The 19,506-nt window shown below is 69.6% G+C and carries 19 protein-coding genes and 1 pseudogene; 5 read left to right on the plus strand and 15 right to left on the minus strand.

The genetic code is table 11. The annotated features are described in order from the left end of the window. Positions 1-276 precede the first annotated feature (276 nt). The 3 genes from KALB_RS48745 (at position 277) to KALB_RS27880 (ending at position 2,903) form a co-directional block, all read left to right on the plus strand. On the plus strand, positions 277-537 hold the full coding sequence (locus KALB_RS48745; protein ID WP_051913262.1) for a hypothetical protein: 261 nt from the start codon (positions 277-279) through the stop codon (positions 535-537). 187 nt (positions 538-724) lie between these two features. Then, the gene (locus KALB_RS27875) at positions 725-1,960 is read left to right on the plus strand and encodes a globin domain-containing protein (RefSeq protein WP_236650044.1); all 1,236 of its coding nucleotides are present in this window, start codon (positions 725-727) and stop codon (positions 1,958-1,960) included. A 79-nt stretch (positions 1,961-2,039) separates the two neighbouring features. Further along, positions 2,040-2,903 (plus strand): GNAT family N-acetyltransferase, encoded by an 864-nt coding sequence (locus KALB_RS27880; RefSeq protein ID WP_025358973.1) that lies wholly within the window; start codon positions 2,040-2,042, stop codon positions 2,901-2,903. A 43-nt stretch (positions 2,904-2,946) separates the two neighbouring features. On the opposite strand, the gene KALB_RS27885 is transcribed toward KALB_RS27880, so the two are convergent. Continuing rightward, a complete protein-coding gene (locus KALB_RS27885) occupies positions 2,947-3,654 on the minus strand; it encodes a TetR/AcrR family transcriptional regulator (protein WP_025358974.1) in 708 nt (235 codons plus the stop codon). Between the two features lie 121 nt (positions 3,655-3,775). Here KALB_RS27885 and KALB_RS27890 point away from each other — a divergent pair, with 121 nt between their 5' ends. Beyond that, positions 3,776-4,900: an FAD-dependent oxidoreductase gene (locus KALB_RS27890; RefSeq protein ID WP_025358975.1), complete on the plus strand. Its 1,125-nt coding sequence runs from the start codon at positions 3,776-3,778 to the stop codon at positions 4,898-4,900. A 97-nt stretch (positions 4,901-4,997) separates the two neighbouring features. On the opposite strand, the gene KALB_RS27895 is transcribed toward KALB_RS27890, so the two are convergent. The 6 genes from KALB_RS27895 to KALB_RS27910 all read right to left on the minus strand — a co-directional run bounded on the left by KALB_RS27895 (position 4,998) and on the right by KALB_RS27910 (position 9,401). Next, the gene (locus KALB_RS27895; protein ID WP_025358976.1) at positions 4,998-5,720 is read right to left on the minus strand and encodes a class I SAM-dependent methyltransferase; all 723 of its coding nucleotides are present in this window, start codon (positions 5,718-5,720) and stop codon (positions 4,998-5,000) included. Further along, positions 5,721-5,927, minus strand: coding sequence for an FAD-dependent oxidoreductase (locus KALB_RS50310; RefSeq protein WP_081789553.1), 207 nt, complete (start codon positions 5,925-5,927; stop codon positions 5,721-5,723). 119 nt (positions 5,928-6,046) lie between these two features. Next, the gene (locus tag KALB_RS49965; RefSeq protein WP_268872224.1) at positions 6,047-6,178 is read right to left on the minus strand and encodes a hypothetical protein; all 132 of its coding nucleotides are present in this window, start codon (positions 6,176-6,178) and stop codon (positions 6,047-6,049) included. Positions 6,179-6,189: 11 nt separating this feature from the next. Next, positions 6,190-6,540 (minus strand): DUF5915 domain-containing protein, encoded by a 351-nt coding sequence (locus KALB_RS27900; RefSeq protein WP_148309692.1) that lies wholly within the window; start codon positions 6,538-6,540, stop codon positions 6,190-6,192. A 135-nt stretch (positions 6,541-6,675) separates the two neighbouring features. Further along, entirely contained in the window at positions 6,676-8,241 is a 1,566-nt protein-coding gene (gene gltX / locus KALB_RS27905; protein WP_236650045.1) for a glutamate--tRNA ligase, read from the minus strand. Positions 8,242-8,792: 551 nt separating this feature from the next. After that, on the minus strand, positions 8,793-9,401 hold the full coding sequence (locus KALB_RS27910; RefSeq protein WP_081789554.1) for a class I tRNA ligase family protein: 609 nt from the start codon (positions 9,399-9,401) through the stop codon (positions 8,793-8,795). A gap of 115 nt (positions 9,402-9,516) precedes the next feature. Between KALB_RS27910 and KALB_RS27915 the strand changes: the two genes are divergently transcribed. Beyond that, on the plus strand, positions 9,517-10,734 hold the full coding sequence (locus KALB_RS27915) for an MFS transporter (RefSeq protein WP_025358980.1): 1,218 nt from the start codon (positions 9,517-9,519) through the stop codon (positions 10,732-10,734). Positions 10,735-10,911: 177 nt separating this feature from the next. Here KALB_RS27915 and KALB_RS45805 read toward each other — a convergent pair. The 8 genes and pseudogenes from KALB_RS45805 to KALB_RS27950 form a co-directional block, all read right to left on the minus strand. Beyond that, positions 10,912-11,247, minus strand: a pseudogene (locus tag KALB_RS45805) (class I tRNA ligase family protein); the annotation flags it as partial. 76 nt (positions 11,248-11,323) lie between these two features. Then, entirely contained in the window at positions 11,324-12,220 is an 897-nt protein-coding gene (locus KALB_RS27920) for an NmrA family NAD(P)-binding protein (protein ID WP_025358981.1), read from the minus strand. Between the two features lie 14 nt (positions 12,221-12,234). Continuing rightward, the gene (locus KALB_RS27925; RefSeq protein ID WP_025358982.1) at positions 12,235-13,041 is read right to left on the minus strand and encodes a helix-turn-helix domain-containing protein; all 807 of its coding nucleotides are present in this window, start codon (positions 13,039-13,041) and stop codon (positions 12,235-12,237) included. 252 nt (positions 13,042-13,293) lie between these two features. Beyond that, a complete protein-coding gene (locus KALB_RS27930) occupies positions 13,294-14,013 on the minus strand; it encodes a hypothetical protein (RefSeq protein WP_025358983.1) in 720 nt (239 codons plus the stop codon). Between the two features lie 370 nt (positions 14,014-14,383). Then, positions 14,384-16,234 (minus strand): asparagine synthase (glutamine-hydrolyzing), encoded by a 1,851-nt coding sequence (gene asnB / locus KALB_RS27935; protein ID WP_025358984.1) that lies wholly within the window; start codon positions 16,232-16,234, stop codon positions 14,384-14,386. 54 nt (positions 16,235-16,288) lie between these two features. Continuing rightward, complete coding sequence (locus KALB_RS27940; protein WP_025358985.1) at positions 16,289-17,893, minus strand: amino acid adenylation domain-containing protein; 1,605 nt, start codon at positions 17,891-17,893, stop codon at positions 16,289-16,291. A gap of 52 nt (positions 17,894-17,945) precedes the next feature. Further along, positions 17,946-19,004, minus strand: coding sequence for a GNAT family N-acetyltransferase (locus KALB_RS27945; RefSeq protein ID WP_025358986.1), 1,059 nt, complete (start codon positions 19,002-19,004; stop codon positions 17,946-17,948). 1 nt (position 19,005) lies between these two features. Further along, complete coding sequence (locus tag KALB_RS27950; RefSeq protein ID WP_025358987.1) at positions 19,006-19,272, minus strand: acyl carrier protein; 267 nt, start codon at positions 19,270-19,272, stop codon at positions 19,006-19,008. Positions 19,273-19,506 lie beyond the last annotated feature (234 nt).

The raw sequence follows: 19,506 nt of genomic DNA on the forward strand, positions 1-19,506 counted from the left end.
GCCACCCCAACTCCTGCTCGCCGCGATCCTGCTCGTGACGGTCTGTGCGGCGGCCAACGAGTCCGGCGGCTGGATGGTCACCGTGTAGTACACGGCCGTTGCCGCGTACCACCACGGACCACCCCGATCGCTGGATGGCCTGAGCAGCTTCCCGGCCGACTTCGTGGACGCCGTGCGGGACGAGGGCACCGGGCGCACCGCGGACGGCAGTACCTGAACTGGTCCTCGGACAACGGGTTCTGGCTGGACAGCGCACCACGGGACGCCAACGGCAACGTGCTGCGGCCGTTCCGCAGCGCGGCGGCCGACGACCTCCCCCAGGGGAAACGGGTCCGGCTCACCAGGTGCGGCCGGGGCGCCACCGCGGCCGTGTGCGCCCGGCTGAGCGCGGCCACGTGGACCATCACCGACGCCTTCACCCCCGGGCTGGGCGGCCCGAAGCACATCGACCTGTACGTGGGCGAGGAGACCGGCCCGGAGTTCACCGAAGACCCGCTCTACACGACTATGACCGGCGCGACCCTGCGAATCGGATGAGCACCGAGGTCCACCGCGTCACCGAACTCCGCCTCGTCCGAGATCGGGCAGGCCAGCCGCCCTGTGGCGATCCGGGGCGGGGTGCCGTCGACTGGTCTGGTGTCCTGCCGGGCCGGGACGTAGGTCCTGGACCCGTGCCGCCATGATCCCCTGGTCGCGATGGGCGGCGGGGCCGAAGCTGAAGGGCGTGAGCACAACCATTCCCCTCCCGCCTGCCAGGGAGAACCCTGCGCTGTCAGCCGCCTCGGCGAAGGTGCTGCGCTCGACGCTGCCCGCGGTCCGGGAGCACGCCGTGGAGATCACCACGGAGTTCTACTCCTCGATGTTCGCCGCCCATCCCGAGCTACTGGACGTGTTCAACCAGGGTAACCAGGCCAGTGGCCGGCAACGGCTCGCGCTGGCCTCGGCAGTGGTCAGGTTCGCCGAGAGCCTGCTCGATCAGAGCAGTTCCGAGTTCGCCCCGTTCTGTCAGCGCATCTCGCACAAGCACGTGTCCTTGGGCATCCGGGCCGAGCAGTACCCACTGGTGGGGCACTACCTGCTCAACGCCGTGCGCAAGGTGCTTGGCGCTGCGGTGACCCACGAGGTCGTCGCCGCGTGGCAGGAAGCGTACTGGCTGCTGGCCTGTCAGCTGATCGCCGCCGAGGCGCGCCTGTACGAGCGCAGCGGGGTGGATTCTTCTGGGGTGTGGCGGCGCTGGCGGGTGACCAAGCGCCAGGACGAGGCCGTCGACGCCGTGTCGTTCACCTTCGTTCCCGATGACGGCGGCACGGTACCCGACTTCCTGCCGGGCCAGTACATTTCCCTCGCGGTCGACCTGCCCGGCGGCCGACGGCAGATCCGCCAGTACTCGCTGTCACAGGGACCCGGTCGCGGCGCGCTGCGCGTTACCGTCCGCCGGGTCCGCGGCACCGGCAACGCGCCGAGCGGTGCTGTGTCCACCTGGCTGCACGAACGGGTGGACAACGACGATGTCGTGCTGCTGGGCCCGCCGGCGGGCGAGAACACCCTGGTTGGCGGTGATGACCCGGTGGTGCTGGTCAGCGCCGGGATCGGCATCACCCCGATGGTGTCGATGCTCGACCAGATCGCCCGTAGCCAGCCCACCCGCGAGGTGGTCGCCGCACACGCCGACCGGTCACCGCAGCGGCACGCGTTGCGGGCCGAGGTGGCCCACCTGACGGGTGCGCTGCGCAGCTTCCGCCAGCAGACCTGGTACGAGACCGGCGCCGACGGCCCGGCGCGCACCGGCCTGCTCGAGGTCGACGCGATTCCCTTGCCGGAGCGGGCAACTGCCTATCTGTGCGGGCCGCTGCCGTTCATGCGGCACGTCCGCGACGGCTTGCTGAGGCGTGGGCTGCCTGCCGAACGGATCCGGTATGAGGTGTTCGGTCCGGGCATGCTCGACGAGCCAGCCAGCTGAGCAGATCGCCAGCGAGCACGGCAGTCCCGCTCTCTGGGCGAGTGCTTCCCCGGGTCGGGTAGATCAGAGATCATGAAGCATGCGCTCGGATGACTGGCACCTCACCGAAGACATCCACGAGTTTCTCGCCGGAGCCGGAGACTTCCTGCGTTCACGCCCCGCCCTGCACACCACGCCGCTGACGGTGACCGAGAAGCTGCGGACGCACGGCGCCGAGGCCACCGTCTTCGGCTGGCTGGAGTCAGGGGGCAAGGTCCGCGCCAGTTTCTACCGCCGTCCGTCCCACCGCCTGACCCTCACTCCCCTGTCCGCCGAGCAGGCTGACACCCTCACCGCCCGCCTGGCCGACCTCGGCCACTCCCTCTCCGGCGTCACCGCGGACCACGACACCGCCACCGTTTTCGCCGAGGCATGGCAGCGGCGAACAGGCGCGGCGCCGGTACCCAGCTGGCGGGGCCGCCTCTACCGTCTCGGCACGCTCACCCCGCCGGAGCCGCGCCCAGCGGGCCGGGGCCGAGTCCTGGACGCGCGGGACCAGGACGACCTCATCCGCTGGTGCGGTGAGTTCGCCGCCGACGTCGGCGAGGCCCCCTCCCTGGACGCCGACTCCTGGGCCGGCTCGCGCTTCGCCGACAAGCACTTCACGTTCTGGGAGACCCCGGACGGCACTCCCGTCTCCCTGGCGGGCTCGACCTCGATGGTCGGCGGCATGGTCCGGGTGGACCCCGTCTACACCCCGGCCCGCCTGCGGGGTCGCGGCTACGCGGGCGCCGTGACGGTCGAGGTGAGCCGGGCCGCGCTGGCCGCGGGCGCGACCGAGGTCGTGCTGTTCACCGACCCCGCCAATCCCACCAGCAACGCCCTCTACCAGCGAATCGGATACGTCCCGGTCGCCGACTTCACCGGGTACGACTTCTCCTGCGGCGCACCAGAAGCCGGGTGAGAAGGCTCGACGTGGCCGCTGCCTCGTACTGACCGGGTGACCTCTACTGCGGTCCGGTGGGCGGGTGGAGAGTGGTGATGCCGGTGAGGACGAAATCGATCCCGGCGAGGAACTGCTCGCGGTCGTCGTGCTCGCGCACCTGGTCCGCGACGGCCCGGGTGAACGGGTAGTCCTCGGGGTCGAGCTCCTCCCATGCCCTCGACGCGGCGGCGAGGAACTCGGCGCGGTCCACGTCGGGCCCGAGAACGCGGGCGTTCGCGGCGTTCTGGCCTGCGGCGCCAAGGATGTAGTGCACCAGCGCCGAGGTCGCGGTGAACCAGTTGCGCTCGGGCACGCCCAGCGCGCGGACCTGCTGACCGATGCTTTCGAAGATCCGCGGCGTCACCGACCCCAGAGGGCTGCGGGACAGCTGCATGGCGAGCTGCGTGGCGAGCCACGGGTGTTCGGTGATCGCGTCGAACAGGCCGAGCGCGACGGCGCGGATCTCGTCCTGGGGCGTGTCCGGAGCCTCGGCGGACTCGGTGGCCAGAGCGGCGGCGACGACGGCGTCGGTCGCGGCGTCGAGCAGCTCACCCCGGTTCCCCACGTGCCAGTAGATCGCCCCAGGCCCGGTGGTGAGGCGCTCGGTCAGCGCCCGGACCGTCAGCCCGCCCGCACCGGCCGCGTCGAGCAGTTCGACGGCAGCCTCGACGATGCGCTCACGGGAGAGCGCCTCTGTGCGCCGCTGTGACTGGCGCGTCCGCGTAGCCATGCTGCCATCTTGACATGTTTGGAGCGCAGTTCCAACATGGAGCACTGTTCCAATATTGGAACGACGCACCAGAGAGGCCGGCCGAACCTCACCGGGCGGCCTCGATCCCGAAGGAGCCACCATGCACACTCCCGTCACGATCATTGGCGCCGGACTCGGCGGACTGACGCTCGCCCGCGTCCTGCACGTCCACGGCATCCCGGCCACGGTCTACGAGGCGGAGTCCTCACCGATGGCACGAGCACAGGGCGGGATGCTCGACATCCACGACTACAACGGGCAGCTCGCCGTCAAGGCGGCGGACCTGATGGACGAGTTCCGCGGCCTGATCCTGGAAGGCCGCCAGCAAATGCGGATCCTGGACCCGGACGGCACCGTTCTGTTCGACAAGGCCGACGACGGCACGGGTGGACGCCCCGAGGTGCAGCGCGGCGAACTGCGACAGCTCCTGCTCGACTCGCTCCCGGCCGGCACCGTCCGGTGGGGGCACAAGGTCAGCAGCACCCGTGCCCTCGGCGAAGGCCGCCACGAGGTGAGCTTCGCCGACGGCAGCACCGTCGTCACGAGCCTGCTGGTCGGCGCGGACGGCGCGTGGTCGAAGGTCCGGCCGCTGTTGTCCGAGGCCACGCCCGAGTACGCAGGCACGTTGTTCGTCGAGACCTACCTGTTCGAGGCCGACACCCGCCACCCCGCCACCGCGAAAGCGGTCGGCGGCGGGTCACTGATCGCCCCCGCGCGGGACAAGGGAATCAACGCCCACCGGGAAAGCGGCGACACCCTGCACACCTACGTGATGCTCACCAGGTCACAGGACTGGTTCGCCGCCATCGACTTCACCGACGCCGCCGCGGCCACCGCACGAATCGCACAGGAATTCGACGGCTGGGCACCGGAACTCACCGCGCTGATCACCGACGGCGACACCGCGCCGGTCCTGCGCCCGCACTACGCCCTGCCGATCGGGCACCGGTGGGATCGAGTGCCGGGAGTGACCCTGGTCGGCGATGCCGCCCACCTCACGGCACCCAACGGCGAAGGCGCCAACCTCGCCATGCTCGACGGCGCCGAACTCGGCCAAGCCCTCGCCGCACACCCCGACGACCTCGAGACCGCCCTCACCGAATACGAGCAGGCCATGTTCTCCCGCAGCAGCGAAGCCGCCATCGAAGGCACCCGCCTCATCGAGAGTTTGTTCGGCGACAACGTCCCCCAAAGCCTGATCGACATGTTCACCGAACACGTGTAGGCCCAGAACCGGCCAGGGGCTGGCGCCGCCGCACCGAAATCCACCTCGCTGCCCTCAACGCCTGGTCAGCGAGGTGGTCCGCAGAGAACGGCCTGGATCAGGGTCGACGGCGAGCAAGCAGCGTGGAGTCGTGAGCGTTGACAGTAGTTCCGTCACGGGTCAGCTTCCGTGGCCGCTGTTCGACCACGAGAGCTTCGAAGTCCTCCGGCAGCCCGGGCAGCAAGTCTTCGGCGAGGAACATGGCCCTGCGCTGGCTCGCGGCCAACTGGGTGAACTCCTCGGACGGTGCGTGGCCAACGACGAGCAGATGTCCCCCGGGCGTGACGGCAGTGGCCAGCCGGCGGGTCACGTCCACCATCCCGCCGTCCGGCGCGTGGAGGTAGTGGCTGGTCACCAGGTCGTATGACCGACCGGCCGCCGCGAAGACCCGCGCATCGACCCGCCACCAGTCAACCCGATCGGCGATGCCGGCCTTCTCGGTGTGCCAGGCGGCACGTGCCAGGCCGTTGACGGAGAAGTCCGCGCCGGTGACCCGCCAGCCTTGGCGGGCCAGCCAGATCACGTCACCGCCCTCGCCGCAGCCGACGTCGAGTGCGCTGCCGGGGGTCAGTTCGGCTGCCTCGGCGACGAGTTGCGGGTTTGGGTCTCCGCTCCAGAACTTCTCTTGGTCGGCATACCTCTCGTCCCAGCCCGACGGCTCGAACATGGCGGCCGCTTCGTCTTCGGTGAGCTGGTGGCGATGTTCAGTCATCGGGGCACTTTCCCTTCCCGTGTTCATGATCGGATCGTGGGACTCCTTGATATCTACCTTCAGCAGCACTCAAGGCGTCAGGCCGTTCCTGCGTGCGCCGAGTACCCGCTCAGTGACTTCTCGTTCCAGTTCTGGAGTGAAGGGGTGCACGGCGACCGCGTTGCGGGGAGTGCCCGCGTCGGTGACAAGCACGTCGCGCCGGGCACGGGACAGGGTCGCGGCCGCGCCCAGACCTGCTGGCCCACCACCGATGATGACGACGTCATGGGTACTCACGCCGCGAGGGTGCACTGGCACCCAACACCGGGACAATAATTGTTGCTGGAACAGCAAAGTACCTGCACCGCCACTCCGGCGTGGCCGAACACCGTTACCAGGTAAGGAAAACCGGGCCGTCAACAGCCGGTCGGCGGCACGTCCGCCGTGCGGTTGGCGGCGAGGCCGAGCTCGCGGTAGGTCACCGCGCGGTCCCCGTCCACCACCGCGATCGCATCCGACGTCCGCGCCGCCTGCTCGCCGACGAGCACCTCCAGCCGGGTCAGGTCGCGCTCCCGACCTTGGTGAGGCCGACCCGGACGGCAGCGCCGTCGCCGATCCGGCCAGCGAAGCCGTCCGGCACCGGGCCGAACTCCAGCCGCTCCACGGAGGTCTCGGCCAGCACCAGGTCGCGGTGCGCACGCATCCGCGCTAGGTGCTCTCCGTCCAGCTCAACCATCAGCGAAGCTGGCTCGCCCACGTCGAACCCGGCGGCCTTGCGGGCCTGCCGCACGACACGAACCAGGTCGCGGGCGAACCCCTCGTCGGCGAGCTGCTTGGCGACAACGGTGTCCAGCAACAACAATCCGGTGCCATCCGGCAACGCGGTCACCGCGTCCGCACCGTCAGCCACCACCCGCTCCTCGTACTCACCGGGCTCCAGCACGATGCCGGCCGCGAACCAGGTGCCCGTCTCATCCTTATGGCGGCAGGCGGCAGCGTGCTCAGGTCTTCTTCACTTGCAACGGAATTGCCGTCCAGCGCGTGCTCACCCACAACGGGTCGAAGGCGACCCATCCGGCGCTACTACAACATGTCGTCTCTCTCCTCCTGACTGCCAGGTGGACGCGAGGGTGTACTCGATCCGTCGCAGGCTGCTGTCCTTGCCCAGCAGCGCCAGTGACTCGTAGAGCGGCAGGGTCACCAGGCGCCCGGTGACGGCCAGACGCAGCGCAGCGAATGCGGAGCGGGTGAAAGCGACGTCCTCGCCCAGGCCCTGCTTCAACTGGACCTGTAGCGCATCCTGCGTCCAGTCCGCAAGCCCCGTCAGCACGTCGGCGGCGGCCCGCAGCGCGGGCCGGTCCAGTTCGAGCGCCCGCACGCCGGCCTGTGGTGCGAAGGATTCGTCCGGCTGGAACAGAAACGCGATAGCGTCGGCCGCCTCGCCCAGAGTCTTGACCCGGTCGCGGACAAGGGGCACGGCGCGCAGCAGCAGTTCTCGCTGGTCCGCGGTGGGTTGCGCGGGCAGCACGCCGGTCCCGGCGGCGAACGACAGCAGTGCGGCGGCGAACCGTTCCGGGTCGAGCGCGTGCAGGTGGGCGGCGTTGATCGAGAGCGCCTTTTTCGTGTCCAGTCTGACCGGTCGGGGTCTGATCCGGTGTGGGGCGAACGCTTCGACCAGTTCGGCCATCGAGAAGATTTCGCCCGCGCTCGGGTGCGACCAGCCCATGCAGGCCAGGTAGTTGACCATCGCGGCGGGTAGGAACCCCTGGTCGCGGTAGCTCAACACGTGGGCCGCCGGGACCGCCCTGCTCAACCTGCGCCCCTCATCGTCGACCGCCGAGGAGATGTGGCCAAAGCGGGGGGTGAACTGGGCGACACCGATCCGCCTGAGCGCGGCGTACGCCGCCAACTGTCGGGGTATCAAGGCGAGAAGGTCATCGCCGCGCAGGCTGTGGGTGATGCCCATCAACGCGTCGTCCACCGGATTGGCCAGTGCGAACGTCGGATCGCCGTTGGCACGTACCATAACCGGATCGGATGTGTTGTTGGGCCGGAACACGATCTGGCCGCGGACGAGGTCGTCGAACACGGCCTCGGTCGAAGGCATGCGCAGCCGCAACACCGGCACGCGCCCCTCGGAGCGGAAGGCGGCCTTCTGCCGCTCGGCGAGGTCGCGGTCTGCGTTGTCGTAGCCCAGGCGGGGGTGCCGGCCCGCCTTGCGGTTGCGCTCCTCGATCTCCTCGGGTGTGGAGAACGACTCGTACAGCTCGCCTGCGGCCAGCAACAGCCGGGCGACGTCGAGGTGGATCTCGCGGCGCTGGCTCTGCCGGTACGGCCCGTGCGGGCCGCCCACTTCCGGGCCCTCGTCCCAGTCCAGGCCAAGCCAACGCAGGACGTCCAGCAGTGGCTGGTAGTACTCGGCCTGCCTTCTGTCCAGGTCGGTGTCCTCGATGCGCAACACGAACCGCCCGCCGTGATGGCGGGCAAAGGCCCAGTTGTACACTGCCGCCCGGATCAGCCCGATGCTGGGCGGACCGATGGGCGAGGGATTGAAAGTGGTGCGTACCTGCGCGCCCGGCCCGTCGGCTGCCGCTCGCGGAGTGTGCCCCAAGAATCTCACCATCCTGTTCGTCGCCGAGGTTGGCCTGGATCGCGCGGCGGGGCGCTGGTGCGCGACGGCCATACGCGGCGGTACTGGTCATCCGTGTCCGGTGTACCGGCCAAAATCGGGCGTACCCAGTGGAGTCCACGATAGTCCCGACCAAGGGAATAATTCAGTGTGGAACCACACTAGCAGCGGCCTTGCGGTCGCCCGGTCATCGCCCGGCAACCGCCCGGTAATTCGGCGACAATCACGGCATTGCTCCAACATCGTCGGTTCTATTGGGTGATACCGCCTGTGAAGAATGCCCAGTGCCGTGAGTCGTCAGCTGGAGCCTCCTGGCTAGTGGTCTTCAACTCGTGTCGTTCAGCTGGTCGCTGACAGCCTGTGATCGTCGGAGTATGCCTCGGGTGGCGGCTGCAAGCACCGCGGATCGGCAGCGACGAGAACGGGTACGGCTGGTGGCCGCTGAGCGGTTCGCCCGGGGAGTCAGCTCGGCGGAGCTGACGCGGGAGTTGCGAGCGACAGGTGGCCGCGTCAGATGCCAGCACGGCGGTCGATCAAGCCCGACGATGGCGCGGTCGTGGTACGGGATCGCCTGCTGCACAAGGGTGGAGTCGCAGCGCGCCGGTCACCTTCCGGCCGGATTCCAGCTCGTACTCGCCGTCGGGGTGGACGGCCACGGCGACCATGCCGGGCAGCGCCCACGGGTGCTCGGTCGCGACCCGGAGCAGCTCACCGGTGTCCAGCCGCACGGTGACGACGACCGCGATGCCTGCGACCTCGCGGAGCGTGTCGCCGCCGTACATCCGGCCGTTGCTCTCGTTGTTGGCCAGGGGCGTCTCACAGTGCGCGCAGTACCAGGCTATCGAGTGCCCCTGGTAGATGAGTCCCTTGTCCCACAGTGTCTTGAACGCCCACAGCACGCTCTCGGTGTAGCGCATCACCGTGCCGCGGCAGACCTCGTTGAACTCCTTGATGCCCATCCGATCGATGTCGGACTTGGTGGTGATTCCCAACTGCCGTTCGGCGTCCAGCTCGGCCGGCAGGCCGTGGGTGATCCAGCCGAACCGACTTCGCGAACACGTCGCCGGCCCGCCAGTGGTCGAGCACCTCAAGCTCGATGTCGGGGAAATTCGGCCGCGCCGGCACGCCGCCCGAGCCGCCATTCGGATACCCCATAGCCGGAAGCTCCTCGCCGAATCAGAACGGTAATTCTTTGGTCGCCGACGGAATTGTGCAGGAATGACCGGTCAATTACCGGAATCTGTTACCTTTCGGGGTATGCTGAAACGATTTCCAGTGCCGCCGGGGCCGCCGCGCCGGCTGGCGCTGGCCAGCCTGCTGATGACCGCCGGCAACGGCGCGTTCATGACGTGCTCGGCTCTGTACTTCACCCAGGTCGGCGGGCTCACACCGACCACGCTCGCGCTGGGCCTGACCGTCGCTGGCGCGGTCGGGCTGCTGGCCGGCGTGCCGCTCGGGCACCTGGCCGACCGGCGCGGGCCGCGCGAGGTCGCCGCGGCACTGGTGGCGCTGAACGGTGTGGCCGCCGCCGGCTACCTGCTGGTGCGCGGCTTTCCGGCGTTCGTGCTGATCGCCTCGGTGTTCGTGGTGTCCGAACGCGGATCGCGGGCGGCCCTGCAGGCGCTGATCGCCGGCCTGCTGGAGGGCGATCAGCTGGTGCGGACACGGGCCGTGATCCGGTCCGTGAACAACCTCGGTGTCGCGGTCGGCGCGCTGCTGGCCGGTGTGGCGTTGCAGATCGGCACCACGTGGGCCTTCTCCGCCGTGCTCGTGCTGGACACGTTGAGCTTCTTCGCCTCGGCTCTTGTGCTGCGCGGGCTGCCGTCCGTGCCGCCGGCCCCACCGAAGCCGGCCGGCGCCCCGAAGCTCGCCGTGCTGCGGGACGCCCCGTTCGCCGTGTTCACCGCGCTGAGCGGCCTCCTCTCACTGCACACCGTGCTGCTGGAGGTGATCGTGCCGCTGTGGATCATCAACCACACCCACGCGCCCGTCGCGATGGTCACGGTGCTGTTCGTGGTGAACACGATCAGCGTGGTGCTGTTCCAGGTCCGCGTCGCGACCAGGGTGCACGACATGACCACCGGGGTGCGCGCTTCCCGGCTCGCCGGGCTGATCCTGTGTGCTGCCTGCGTGCTGTTCGCGGCATCGTCCACAGGGGACGCCGTGGTCGCCGGCATCGTGCTGGTCGCCGCCGGGGTCGTGCACGTCTGGGGCGAGATGGTCGTCTCCGCCGCCGGGTGGACCATCAGCTACGAGCTCGCGCCCGCCGACAGCCAGGGCCAGTACCAGGGCTTCTTCTTCACCGGCTACGCGGCGTCGGTGATGGTCGCGCCGACCGTGCTGGTGTTCCTGCTGATCCAGTGGGGCACCCCCGGCTGGCTGTTGCTCGGCGGCGTCTTCGTGCTGGCCGGCCTCGCCATCGGCCCCGCCGTCAACTGGGCCACCCGCAACCGCGTCGCCCCCTCCACCGCCTGAGGTTCCAGCATGTGAAGGCGGCCCCGCGCGCACGGGGCCGCCCACTTCGTCACGTCCGGGCGAGGTGGATCTGCCGCAGCGCCCACCAGACGCTGTCCACGTACTCCGGCGACATCGGGTGTACGCGTCGGCCAGGTCGGTCCAATAGCCCATCCGCTCGGTCAGCGTCTCGAACTCGCCGACATGCCGCAGCACCGACTCCCGGCAGCGGGCGTTGAACTCGGCCACCCCGACCCGTTCGATGTCCAGCTCGCCGTTGAGCCCCAACTCATTCTCGACCGCCAGCTCCACCGGCAGGCCGTGGCAGTCCCAGCCGGCCCGGCGCGGCACCGAGTAGCCCTTCATCGTGCGGTAGCGGGGCAGGATGTCCTTGAACACCCGGGCCTCCACGTGATGCGTGCCGGACATGCCGTTCGCGGTCGGCGGGCCCTCGTAACACACCCAGGCCCGGCCGTCGGCGGTGCGGGCCACGCTGCGCGCGAACCGGCACGCGCTGCCGCATCGTGCCGGCATCCACCACGGTCTCCCCCGGCTGGCCTGCCTCTTGATCTGCTACCGCAAACTGCCCCAGTCGTTCTGCAACCAGTTGTCAGGTCGCTGGCATCGCACCCAGCAGCGGCAGGAATTCCGCGCGGAGGAACTCCTCGAGCGAGGTCGGCGTCGTCGTCTCCGCGCTCCGCGGCTGCTCAGTCCGCAGGTGCCGGGAGTTCATCGCGGCCGGGACCTCGGCCATCATCGCCGCGACGTTGCCGGCGATGCCCGCCGCGAGCAGCCGCGTGTGGAACTCGGCGACCTCGATCCGCTCGTAGGCCACAGGCTGGCCGAGCAACGCGCCGAGCACGGCGACCACCTCGGACATCGGCACGTCCCGCGGGCCGTGCAGCTCGCGCACCGGCGGGCCGTCGCCTTTCACCAGTTCCTCAGCCGCCGCGACGCCGACGTCACCAGTGGTGATCAGCGGCAACGGCACGTCCGGGTCGAAAGGGGCGGAGATCCGCCGCTCGGCACGCACCTGGTCGGCGAAGCCCAGCAGGTTCTCCATGAAGTAGCCGGGCCGCAGCAGGTGCACCCGCACAGCCGGTACGGCCCTGAGCCGCTCCTCGAACCGGTGCAGCCCGGCCACCGGCCCGACACCGGTGGCGTGCGCCCCGCCCCAGCTGCTCAGCCCGACCACCCGCGGCACGCCGGAGTCCGCCACCGCCTGCGCCAGCGAGGCGGACACCGCGTCCTGGAACGCGCCGAAATCGGGATGCTCGGGCAGGTAGTTCGGCTGCACCACGGCGTAGGCCGCCGTCGCGCCGCGCAGTGCGGCGGTCATTCGGTCCGGGTCGGTCTGATCGGCCTCGCGGACCTCGGCACCGCGGTCGGCCAGGTCGGCGAGCCGTTCGGCGCTGCGTCCGATGACACGTACGGCGTGCCCGCGCTCCAGCAGGTGCAGCGCGGCGGACCGGCCGGTCCGTCCGCTCGCTCCGGTGATGGCGTACATGAGGTCCTCTCGTCTCAGGAATGGTCCGCGTATCCGGCCAGGCGCCCCAGCGCGGCCGAGGTCGCCTCGTCGGCCGGGTAGTAGGCCCAGATCCGGTGCCCGCCGGTTCGCGGCAGTTCCAGCACGTGCTGGTCGAAGGTCAGCGATCCGGCCACCGGGTGCCGCAACAGCTTGTGGTCCAGCGCCTTCTCGTACAGCCCGTGCCGGGCCCATGCGGTGCTGAACTCCGCGCTGGCCACGGCGAGTTCGCCGACCAGGTCCGCGAGCCCGGGCGTGCCCGTGGCGGCGCGCAGGGAGGCGACGACGCATTCGGCAAGCTCCGGCCATTCGGTGAAGAACTCCCGCGCGCCCGGGGACAGGAACACCATGCGCGCGTAGTTCTCGCGGTGCTGAAGGCCGGCGTGCAGCCGTGTGCCGAACGTGTTCGCGGCCACGACGTCCAGCCGCCGGTTCACCAGCAGCGCCGGTACCGTCAGCGCGCCGAGCAGCACGCGCACCGCGGAAAGCCGCGACGGGTCTGGTTCCCCCTCGTCGGCCGGCTCACCCGTGGCGAGCATGCGCAGGTGGCGGGCGGCGGTGCGGTCCAGCAGCAGCGCGGTCGCCAGCCCGTCCAGCACGGATTGCGAGAGGCTCCGCTCGCGCCCCTGCTCCAGGCGGACGTAGTAGTCGGTGCTGATCCCGGCCAGCATCGCCACCTCGTCCCGGCGCAGCCCCGGCACCTGCCGGTCCGGTCCGGGCGCGAGACCGTGCTGCTCTGGGGACACCTGCTGCCGCCGAGCCCGCAGGAAGTCCGCAAGCGGCTTCGCGGCTGAGTCATCCATGCGGCCACGGTAGGCGCGGCGCGGGGCCACCGGGGTAGGAGCGCCGCACCCACCCCCGTCACAGGCGAAGGGGTGCCGCACCCGTCTCGGCGGGACCGAAGCAGACCTGCTGGTATCGAGAAGACCCGCAAGTTCGTCGCTGGGGATCGAGCTGAGCAGGGTGTGACCATGCGAGAGCGCCCGGACCGGGGCCGGAATCCGGGCACATCCGTTCGCTTGACGGCTCCGGGCCCCGGGTCCCTCTGCCTCCGCTCACTGCGGCAGGGCGGCGCAGGTCTCGGCGCCCTGCTTCTCCTCGGCCAGGAAGATGGTCTGGGCCATCATCTTGTAGTTCCGCATGCTCTCGCGAAACACCTCGATGGACTCCTCGGGATGCACCGAGTCGATGACCGCGTTCGGGCCGATCGCGTTGAACTGGTGCGAGGTCCCGCGCGGGATCTGCATGTCCACCCAGGAGTTCTCCGGCACGATCAGGTTGTACCGCGTGCGCTGGTGCCCCTCCGGAGTACCGGGCAGATCGTCCTCGAAGGTGTCCGGGGAGAACGGCGTCACCCCGCGCACGTCGGAGACGATGAACGGCGACAGGCTGGACACGCGGATGCGGGTGCCGGGACCGGTCATCATGCGCACGAAGCGCAGTCCGGTGTGCAGGTGCATCCGGGAACAGATGTCCCGCTCCTCGACGTCGTAGAAGTCCATCAGGTACCGGTCGGCGAAGTACCCGTCGAACGGGCTCGCCAGCATGTAGACGTCGCCCTCCTCGAACGTCTGGGCGCGGACGATGCCCTCGTCGTCGGCGGTGGTGGCTTCCGCGGACTTGTGCGCCTCGCGCACCACCGACGCCAGCCGGTCGACGACCGCGAAGGCGATGTCGGCCGGGAACTGCGCCACCGGGATGACCCGGTTCTGCGCCGGGTCACGGAAACCGATGAGGTCCTGGACCTCGTTCTCCTCATCCGGCGCGTGCTTCATGGCAGGGTTCATGGCATCCATCGACAAATCCTTTTCCTCAGTGTTTCCGGACCTGACTCCGGCAATGAACGGCGACTCGACCGAGCGCTGGTCGTATAGCACAAGGAACTGCTCCGGGCCGTGGGAGTCCACCAGAAATCCGGGCTGTAATCGATCGTACGACACCGGTTAATCGATGTACAGTGACGACTCCCGATGCTCTCATCGCACGGTAATCCAGCTCGCCGATTGCTTGCCGATTACCGGCCTCTGTCACGCCTTCCTGGGTGATTACCCGACAATGGGTGCACAAAAGTGCAATGCCGTTGGGGTGAATCGCCAATGCGATCAACGCCGACCATTCGGACCGGACATTGCCGGGCCGCGGTGGTCAGGAGAGGCTGAGCCGCGGTCGGTAGACCTCCAGCCACTCGGCCAGGTTCAGGCAGCGCTCCAGGCCGGACCGCGTGGTGACGTCGACCTGGCCGGGGTCCGCCTCGACCGCGGCGCGCAGCCATAGCCGGTGGACCAGTTCGAACACGGGGTGGTCCCGCTCGTGCAGCAGGCGCGCCGCCTGCCCGCGCACCGCCGCCAGGTAGTCGGGGGCCTGCACGGAGGGGTAGGCGCTCTTGACCCGCTGCACCACCGAGGCGGGCACCACGTCCCGGACCGCGGCCCGCAGCAAGCTCTTCTCCCTGCCGTCGAAGGTCTTCATCGACCACGGCGCGTTGTAGACGTACTCGACCAGGCGGTGGTCGCAGAACGGCACGCGGACCTCCAGGCCCACCGCCATGCTCAGCCGGTCCTTGCGGTCGAGCATCATGCGGAGGAACCGGGTCAGCCCGAGGTGGTTGACCACCCGCCTGCGGCGGGCCTGCTCGTCATCGCCGGGCAGGTGTTCGACCTCGGCCACGGCGGTGGCGTAGTGGTCGCGGACGTAGCCCTGCACGTCGAGCGCGGCACGCAGCTCGGGGCGCAGCACGTGGCCGTCCCGGCCGTGGTGGTGGCCGCTGAACGCGATCCACGGGAACGTCGCGGCCTCCTCGAGGCGGAGCTCGTGGTGCCAGCGGTAGCCGCCGAACAGTTCGTCCGCGCTCTCCCCGGACAGCGCGACCGTGACGTGCTGCTGGATCTCGCGGAACAACTGGTACAGCGAGGTATCGGTGTCCCCGGTCCCGGCAGGAACGTCCCGCGCGGTGATCACCGCACGCCGGATCCCGGGTACCGCGAGCGAACCCGAGTCCAGGACCATGTCGGTGTGCACCGTGTCGGCGCGGGCCGCCACCTCGTGCGCGAACGGCATGTCGTGGGTGTGGCGTTCGGCGTCCGGGGCGAAGTTCTCGCCCTGCCCGGTGAAGTCGACGGCGAAGCTGTGCAGCTTCTCCCCCGCGACGGCCAGGTGCTCGGCGGACAGCGCCGTGATGGCGCTGGAGTCCAGCCCGCCGGACAGCAGTGCCCCGCGCGGCACGTCCGAGACCAACTGCCGGGCCACGATGTCCTCCAGGAGCTCGCGCACGTGGGCGACCGTGGCGTCCTGCCCGTCGCCGTGCTCGATGACCGGGAGCGACCAGTAGGTGGCCTCGTGGATCCCGTTGACGTCCACTGTGGTCACGGTGCCAGGCTTGACCTCACGCATACCCGCCCACACGGCGTGTCCCGGGTTCTTGATGAACCCGAACAGCTCGCGCAGGCTGTCGAGGTCGACCACGGGCGCTGCCAACGGATTGGCCAGGATCGCCTTGGGTTCGGAGCCGAACAGGACGCCGTCGTCGGTCGGGTAGTAGTAGAGCGGCTTGACGCCCATGCGGTCGCGCACCATCACCAGCGCGGCAGCACGGGCGTCCCACACGGCGAAGGCGTACATGCCGTTGAGGTGTTCGGCGACGGCCCGTCCCCATTCGAGGTAGCCGTGCAGCACGACCTCGGTGTCGCTGGCGGTACGGAAGGTGTGCCCGCGCCTGCGCAGTTCCTCGCGCAGCTCGGTGTAGTTGTAGACCTCCCCGCTGTAGACCATCGCCACGGTCCCGGTCGGGGTGTCCACGGCCATCGGTTGGACACCGCCCTCGACGTCCACCACGGCCAGTCGGCGGTGCCCGAGGGCGGCGTGGCCGCCCTGCCGGTCCACCCAGGTCCCCGAGGCGTCCGGGCCCCGGTTGGCCATGGTCCCGGTCATCGCCTCCAGTGCGCCCTGCTCTCGACTGAGATCGCGGTGGAAGGCCACCCATCCGGTGATGCCGCACATTCGATCACTTCCTTCGGGGAGCCGGACGGTGTTGGGTGGGTACCGGGTCCGACATCACGGCCGCTCCCCTGCCGACTGCGAGCTGGCGCCGAACGCGTCGAGCAGCGCCCTGGTGGCGCGCAGGTCACGCTTGCCGTTGGCGTCGACCTTGATCTCGGGCACCGCGTGCACCCGCTTGGGCACCAGCTCGGTCGGCAGGAACGAAGCCAGCCGTGAGCGCATCTCCAACTCCGAGGGCGGTGCGGCCGGGGCGTGCTCGTCGAACACCACGAACGCCTCCACCACGTCCAGCGTGCCGCCGCGGATGATGTCGAAGGCGGCGTCGACCACCTGCGGCAGCGCCAGCGCGTAGTCACACAGCTCGGCCAGCTCGAACCGGTACCCGTTGATCTTCAGCTGGCTGTCCCGGCGCCCGAGGTGCAGCAGGACCCCCTCTGGGAGGACCTCGACGATATCGCCGGTCTGGTATGCCTTTCCGCCGAACTCGGCCGCGTGCAGGAAGCGCCCGCCGTCGCCGTTGAGGTACCCCCGCGCGATGCCGAAACCGCTGATGATCAGCTCACCCGGCTCGCCACGCTTGACCGGGTTGCCGCCCTCGTCCACGACGTAGGCCGCGGTGTTCCACGCCGGGCGGCCGATCGGCACGGTCGGCGTCCTGGGCAGCTGGGACACCAGGAACTTGTGGGCGCAGCAGCCGATCGTGGCTTCCGTCGGGCCGTAGTGATTGACCACCTGCACGCCGTTGAGCCGGTCGGCCATGGTGGCCAGCATGGCCGGTTCCAGCGGCTCGCCGCCGATCATGAGCGTCTTGATCACCGACTGGTAGGAGGGCCGCAGCATCCGCTCGAACAGCCGGACGTGGCTGGGCGTGGCCTTGACGAAGTCGTACGGAGTGGGGCGCTCGGCGAACAGCGCGGCGTAGTCCCAGGACCTGTCGATCATGACGATGGCGCGCCCGTGCCCCAGCGGCACCCACAGCGTGGTGAGGGCGAGGTCGAACCCGAGGCTGCCGAACACCGGGCAGGCGGCGCCGCCCGCGCCGGGCAGGGCGAGGGATTCGGCCCAGCCGATGTAGTTGACCAGGGAACGGTGTTCGACCATGACCCCCTTGGGCACGCCCGCGGTGCCGGAGGTGAACACGATGTAGGCCACGTCGTCGAGGCCGGGCACCTGGTGGGGCAGCGGCCAGCCGGGGTCGGCCCCCTCGGGCAGATCGGGTGCCTGCGAGGTGTCCACCGAGGGGAAACCCAGTGTGCAGCCGGGGTCGCCGGTCCCGTCCCAGAGCACGACCCGGGGCTTGGCCTGCTCAAGGATGACGCGCACCCGCTCGACCGGGTTGCTCGGGTCGACCGGCAGGTAGGTCGCGCGGAGCGCCATGACGGCGACCATCGCGGCCACGGTCTCGGCGTTGCGGTGGGCGACCACTCCGATGACCTCGCCGGGCTGCACGTCCAGTTCCCGCAGCAGCTGCGCGACGGCCGTGCTGCGCGCCCACAGCTGGCGGTAGGTGGTCACGGTGTCGCCGCAGTGCAGCGCCGGGGCGTCCGGGGTGGTGCGGGCGTACCACTGGATCAGGTGCACCACCGAGGGCGCGAGCAGTGTGCGCGTCTCCCCGATCAGGGTGGCGCCGAAGAATTCGCCCGCTTGCTGGCCAACCATCAGTTACCCCTCGTTGTCGTCCGGTGGCGGATTGGTCGGGACGCGGTCGCGCTCAGCGCCATCCCCTGCCGGTCACACCGCGGAAATCCCACACCTCGGGTTCGAGCAGCCCCGCCAACTCCGCAGGGACACCGGCCGTGCCCGTGTCCCGGATGATGAGGTTGGGCAGCGGGCGGTCACGGGTGAACCGTCCCGTGGGCTGGACGATGTCGGCTCCCAGACTGGTGAGCACGTCGAGCCCGGCCCGGCACACGTCCCTGGTCCCCATGACGACCCGCCTGCCAGGGAGGCGTTCGTGCGCGGCCAGGACCAGGTCGGCGAACACCTCGTCGGTCCTGGCCTCGCATTCGACGATCGTGGTCGGCGTGGGGCCCTCGTCGGTGTCGACCCCGGAGCGGTGCGCGACCAGGTAGCCCTGGGGCTCCTCCCCGCCCGCGACCAGGTAGTAGTACCGGGCCAGCGGATTGGCCGCGCGCCAAGTGAAGTAGGCCCTGTCGCGCACGACTCGCACGCGCCCGTCCTGGGGCACGCCGCGGGCAACCGCGACCATGGCATCGAGGTCCGCGCCGGGCGTGGCCCGCAGCAGGACCCCGGAGTTGGCGCCGCTGCTCGGCGGGACCTCCTCCCACGCGGCGGGAGGCCGGAAGCCCTCCGGCCTGGTGAGCGCGGACTGGGCCCACGGGCCGACCATCCGCCACCCACGGACGAGCATCGAGGGGATCGTGCCCTGGTCGCCGAAGTCCAGCAGCCACGGCACGCCATCCCGGCGCAGCAGCTCCAGCACCGTGTCGACCATGTCGTGGAAGGCCGAGCTGTTGCGGTACTCGGGGGCCACGATGGTGTCGGTGAGGCAGGGCAGGACGAAGCGCTGCCCGCCAGCCTCCCAGCACGAGCCGAAGACCCCGACCATTCCGATCAGGTCGCCGCCACCGGCTCCACCCGACCTGGCCAGCACGGTGTACCTGTCGTCCAGATAGGGGTTCGCACCGTACTTCCACTTGAGGTACGCCAGGTTGCCGTCCCGACCGCCCGCCAACAGTCCCTCCTGGATGTCGGCGATGTCGGCGTAGTCGGCCGGGGTGCAGCCCGTGACCGAGAAGGGCTCGCCCACGTCAGCTTTCCGTTCGCTTCGCGCAGACGAACTGGGTCATGCGATCCAGGGTCTGGAAGTTCTCGGGGTTCATGTCAGTGCCTGAGATCTGTATGTCGAACCTTTCCTCCAGTTCGACGAGCAGCGCCAGGAACATGGAGGAGTTGAGACTTCCGTTCGAGATCAGGTCGAAGTCGTCCGGTACCCTCTCCATGAGCAGCAGCTCGGCGAGGCATGAGCTCAGGCGATCCCGCACTGCGGCCTCGGTCAACGCGGCACGACCGTCCATGTCTCACCCGTCCTTTTCGTTTTCGCACCGCGGTGGCTTGTCCGACACACCTCGAATGAGTAGCACTCGACTTCAGGTTACAGCGCACGCCCGCGTTGGACGGTAATCGCGATCCCACTCGCCCACGACCTAATCCCCGAGGACAACAGTTACCTCTCGGTTACCCCGCGGCAGCTAATGTCTCGATGTCAAATCTTGACGACCAAAGGAAGTTTCCCAGCTGCTGCCGTTCTT

The organism is Kutzneria viridogrisea DSM 43870 (assembly GCF_000525635.1).
GTDB classification, from domain to species: domain Bacteria; phylum Actinomycetota; class Actinomycetes; order Mycobacteriales; family Pseudonocardiaceae; genus Kutzneria; species Kutzneria viridogrisea.

Bases quoted from the DNA above. Each gene is read 5' to 3' on its own strand.
- KALB_RS27880 (WP_025358973.1), top strand. From the start codon at position 2,040: ATGCGCTCGGATGACTGGCACCTCACCGAAGACATCCACGAGTTTCTC.
- KALB_RS27885 (WP_025358974.1), bottom strand. From the start codon at position 3,654: ATGGCTACGCGGACGCGCCAGTCACAGCGGCGCACAGAGGCGCTCTCC.
- KALB_RS27890 (WP_025358975.1), top strand. From the start codon at position 3,776: ATGCACACTCCCGTCACGATCATTGGCGCCGGACTCGGCGGACTGACG.
- KALB_RS27910 (WP_081789554.1), bottom strand. From the start codon at position 9,401: ATGGCGGCTCGGGCGGCGTGCCGGCGCGGCCGAATTTCCCCGACATCG.
- KALB_RS27915 (WP_025358980.1), top strand. From the start codon at position 9,517: ATGCTGAAACGATTTCCAGTGCCGCCGGGGCCGCCGCGCCGGCTGGCG.
- KALB_RS27920 (WP_025358981.1), bottom strand. From the start codon at position 12,220: ATGTACGCCATCACCGGAGCGAGCGGACGGACCGGCCGGTCCGCCGCG.
- KALB_RS27925 (WP_025358982.1), bottom strand. From the start codon at position 13,041: ATGGATGACTCAGCCGCGAAGCCGCTTGCGGACTTCCTGCGGGCTCGG.
- KALB_RS27930 (WP_025358983.1), bottom strand. From the start codon at position 14,013: ATGAAGCACGCGCCGGATGAGGAGAACGAGGTCCAGGACCTCATCGGT.
- asnB (WP_025358984.1), bottom strand. From the start codon at position 16,234: ATGTGCGGCATCACCGGATGGGTGGCCTTCCACCGCGATCTCAGTCGA.
- KALB_RS27940 (WP_025358985.1), bottom strand. From the start codon at position 17,893: ATGGTTGGCCAGCAAGCGGGCGAATTCTTCGGCGCCACCCTGATCGGG.
- KALB_RS27950 (WP_025358987.1), bottom strand. From the start codon at position 19,272: ATGGACGGTCGTGCCGCGTTGACCGAGGCCGCAGTGCGGGATCGCCTG.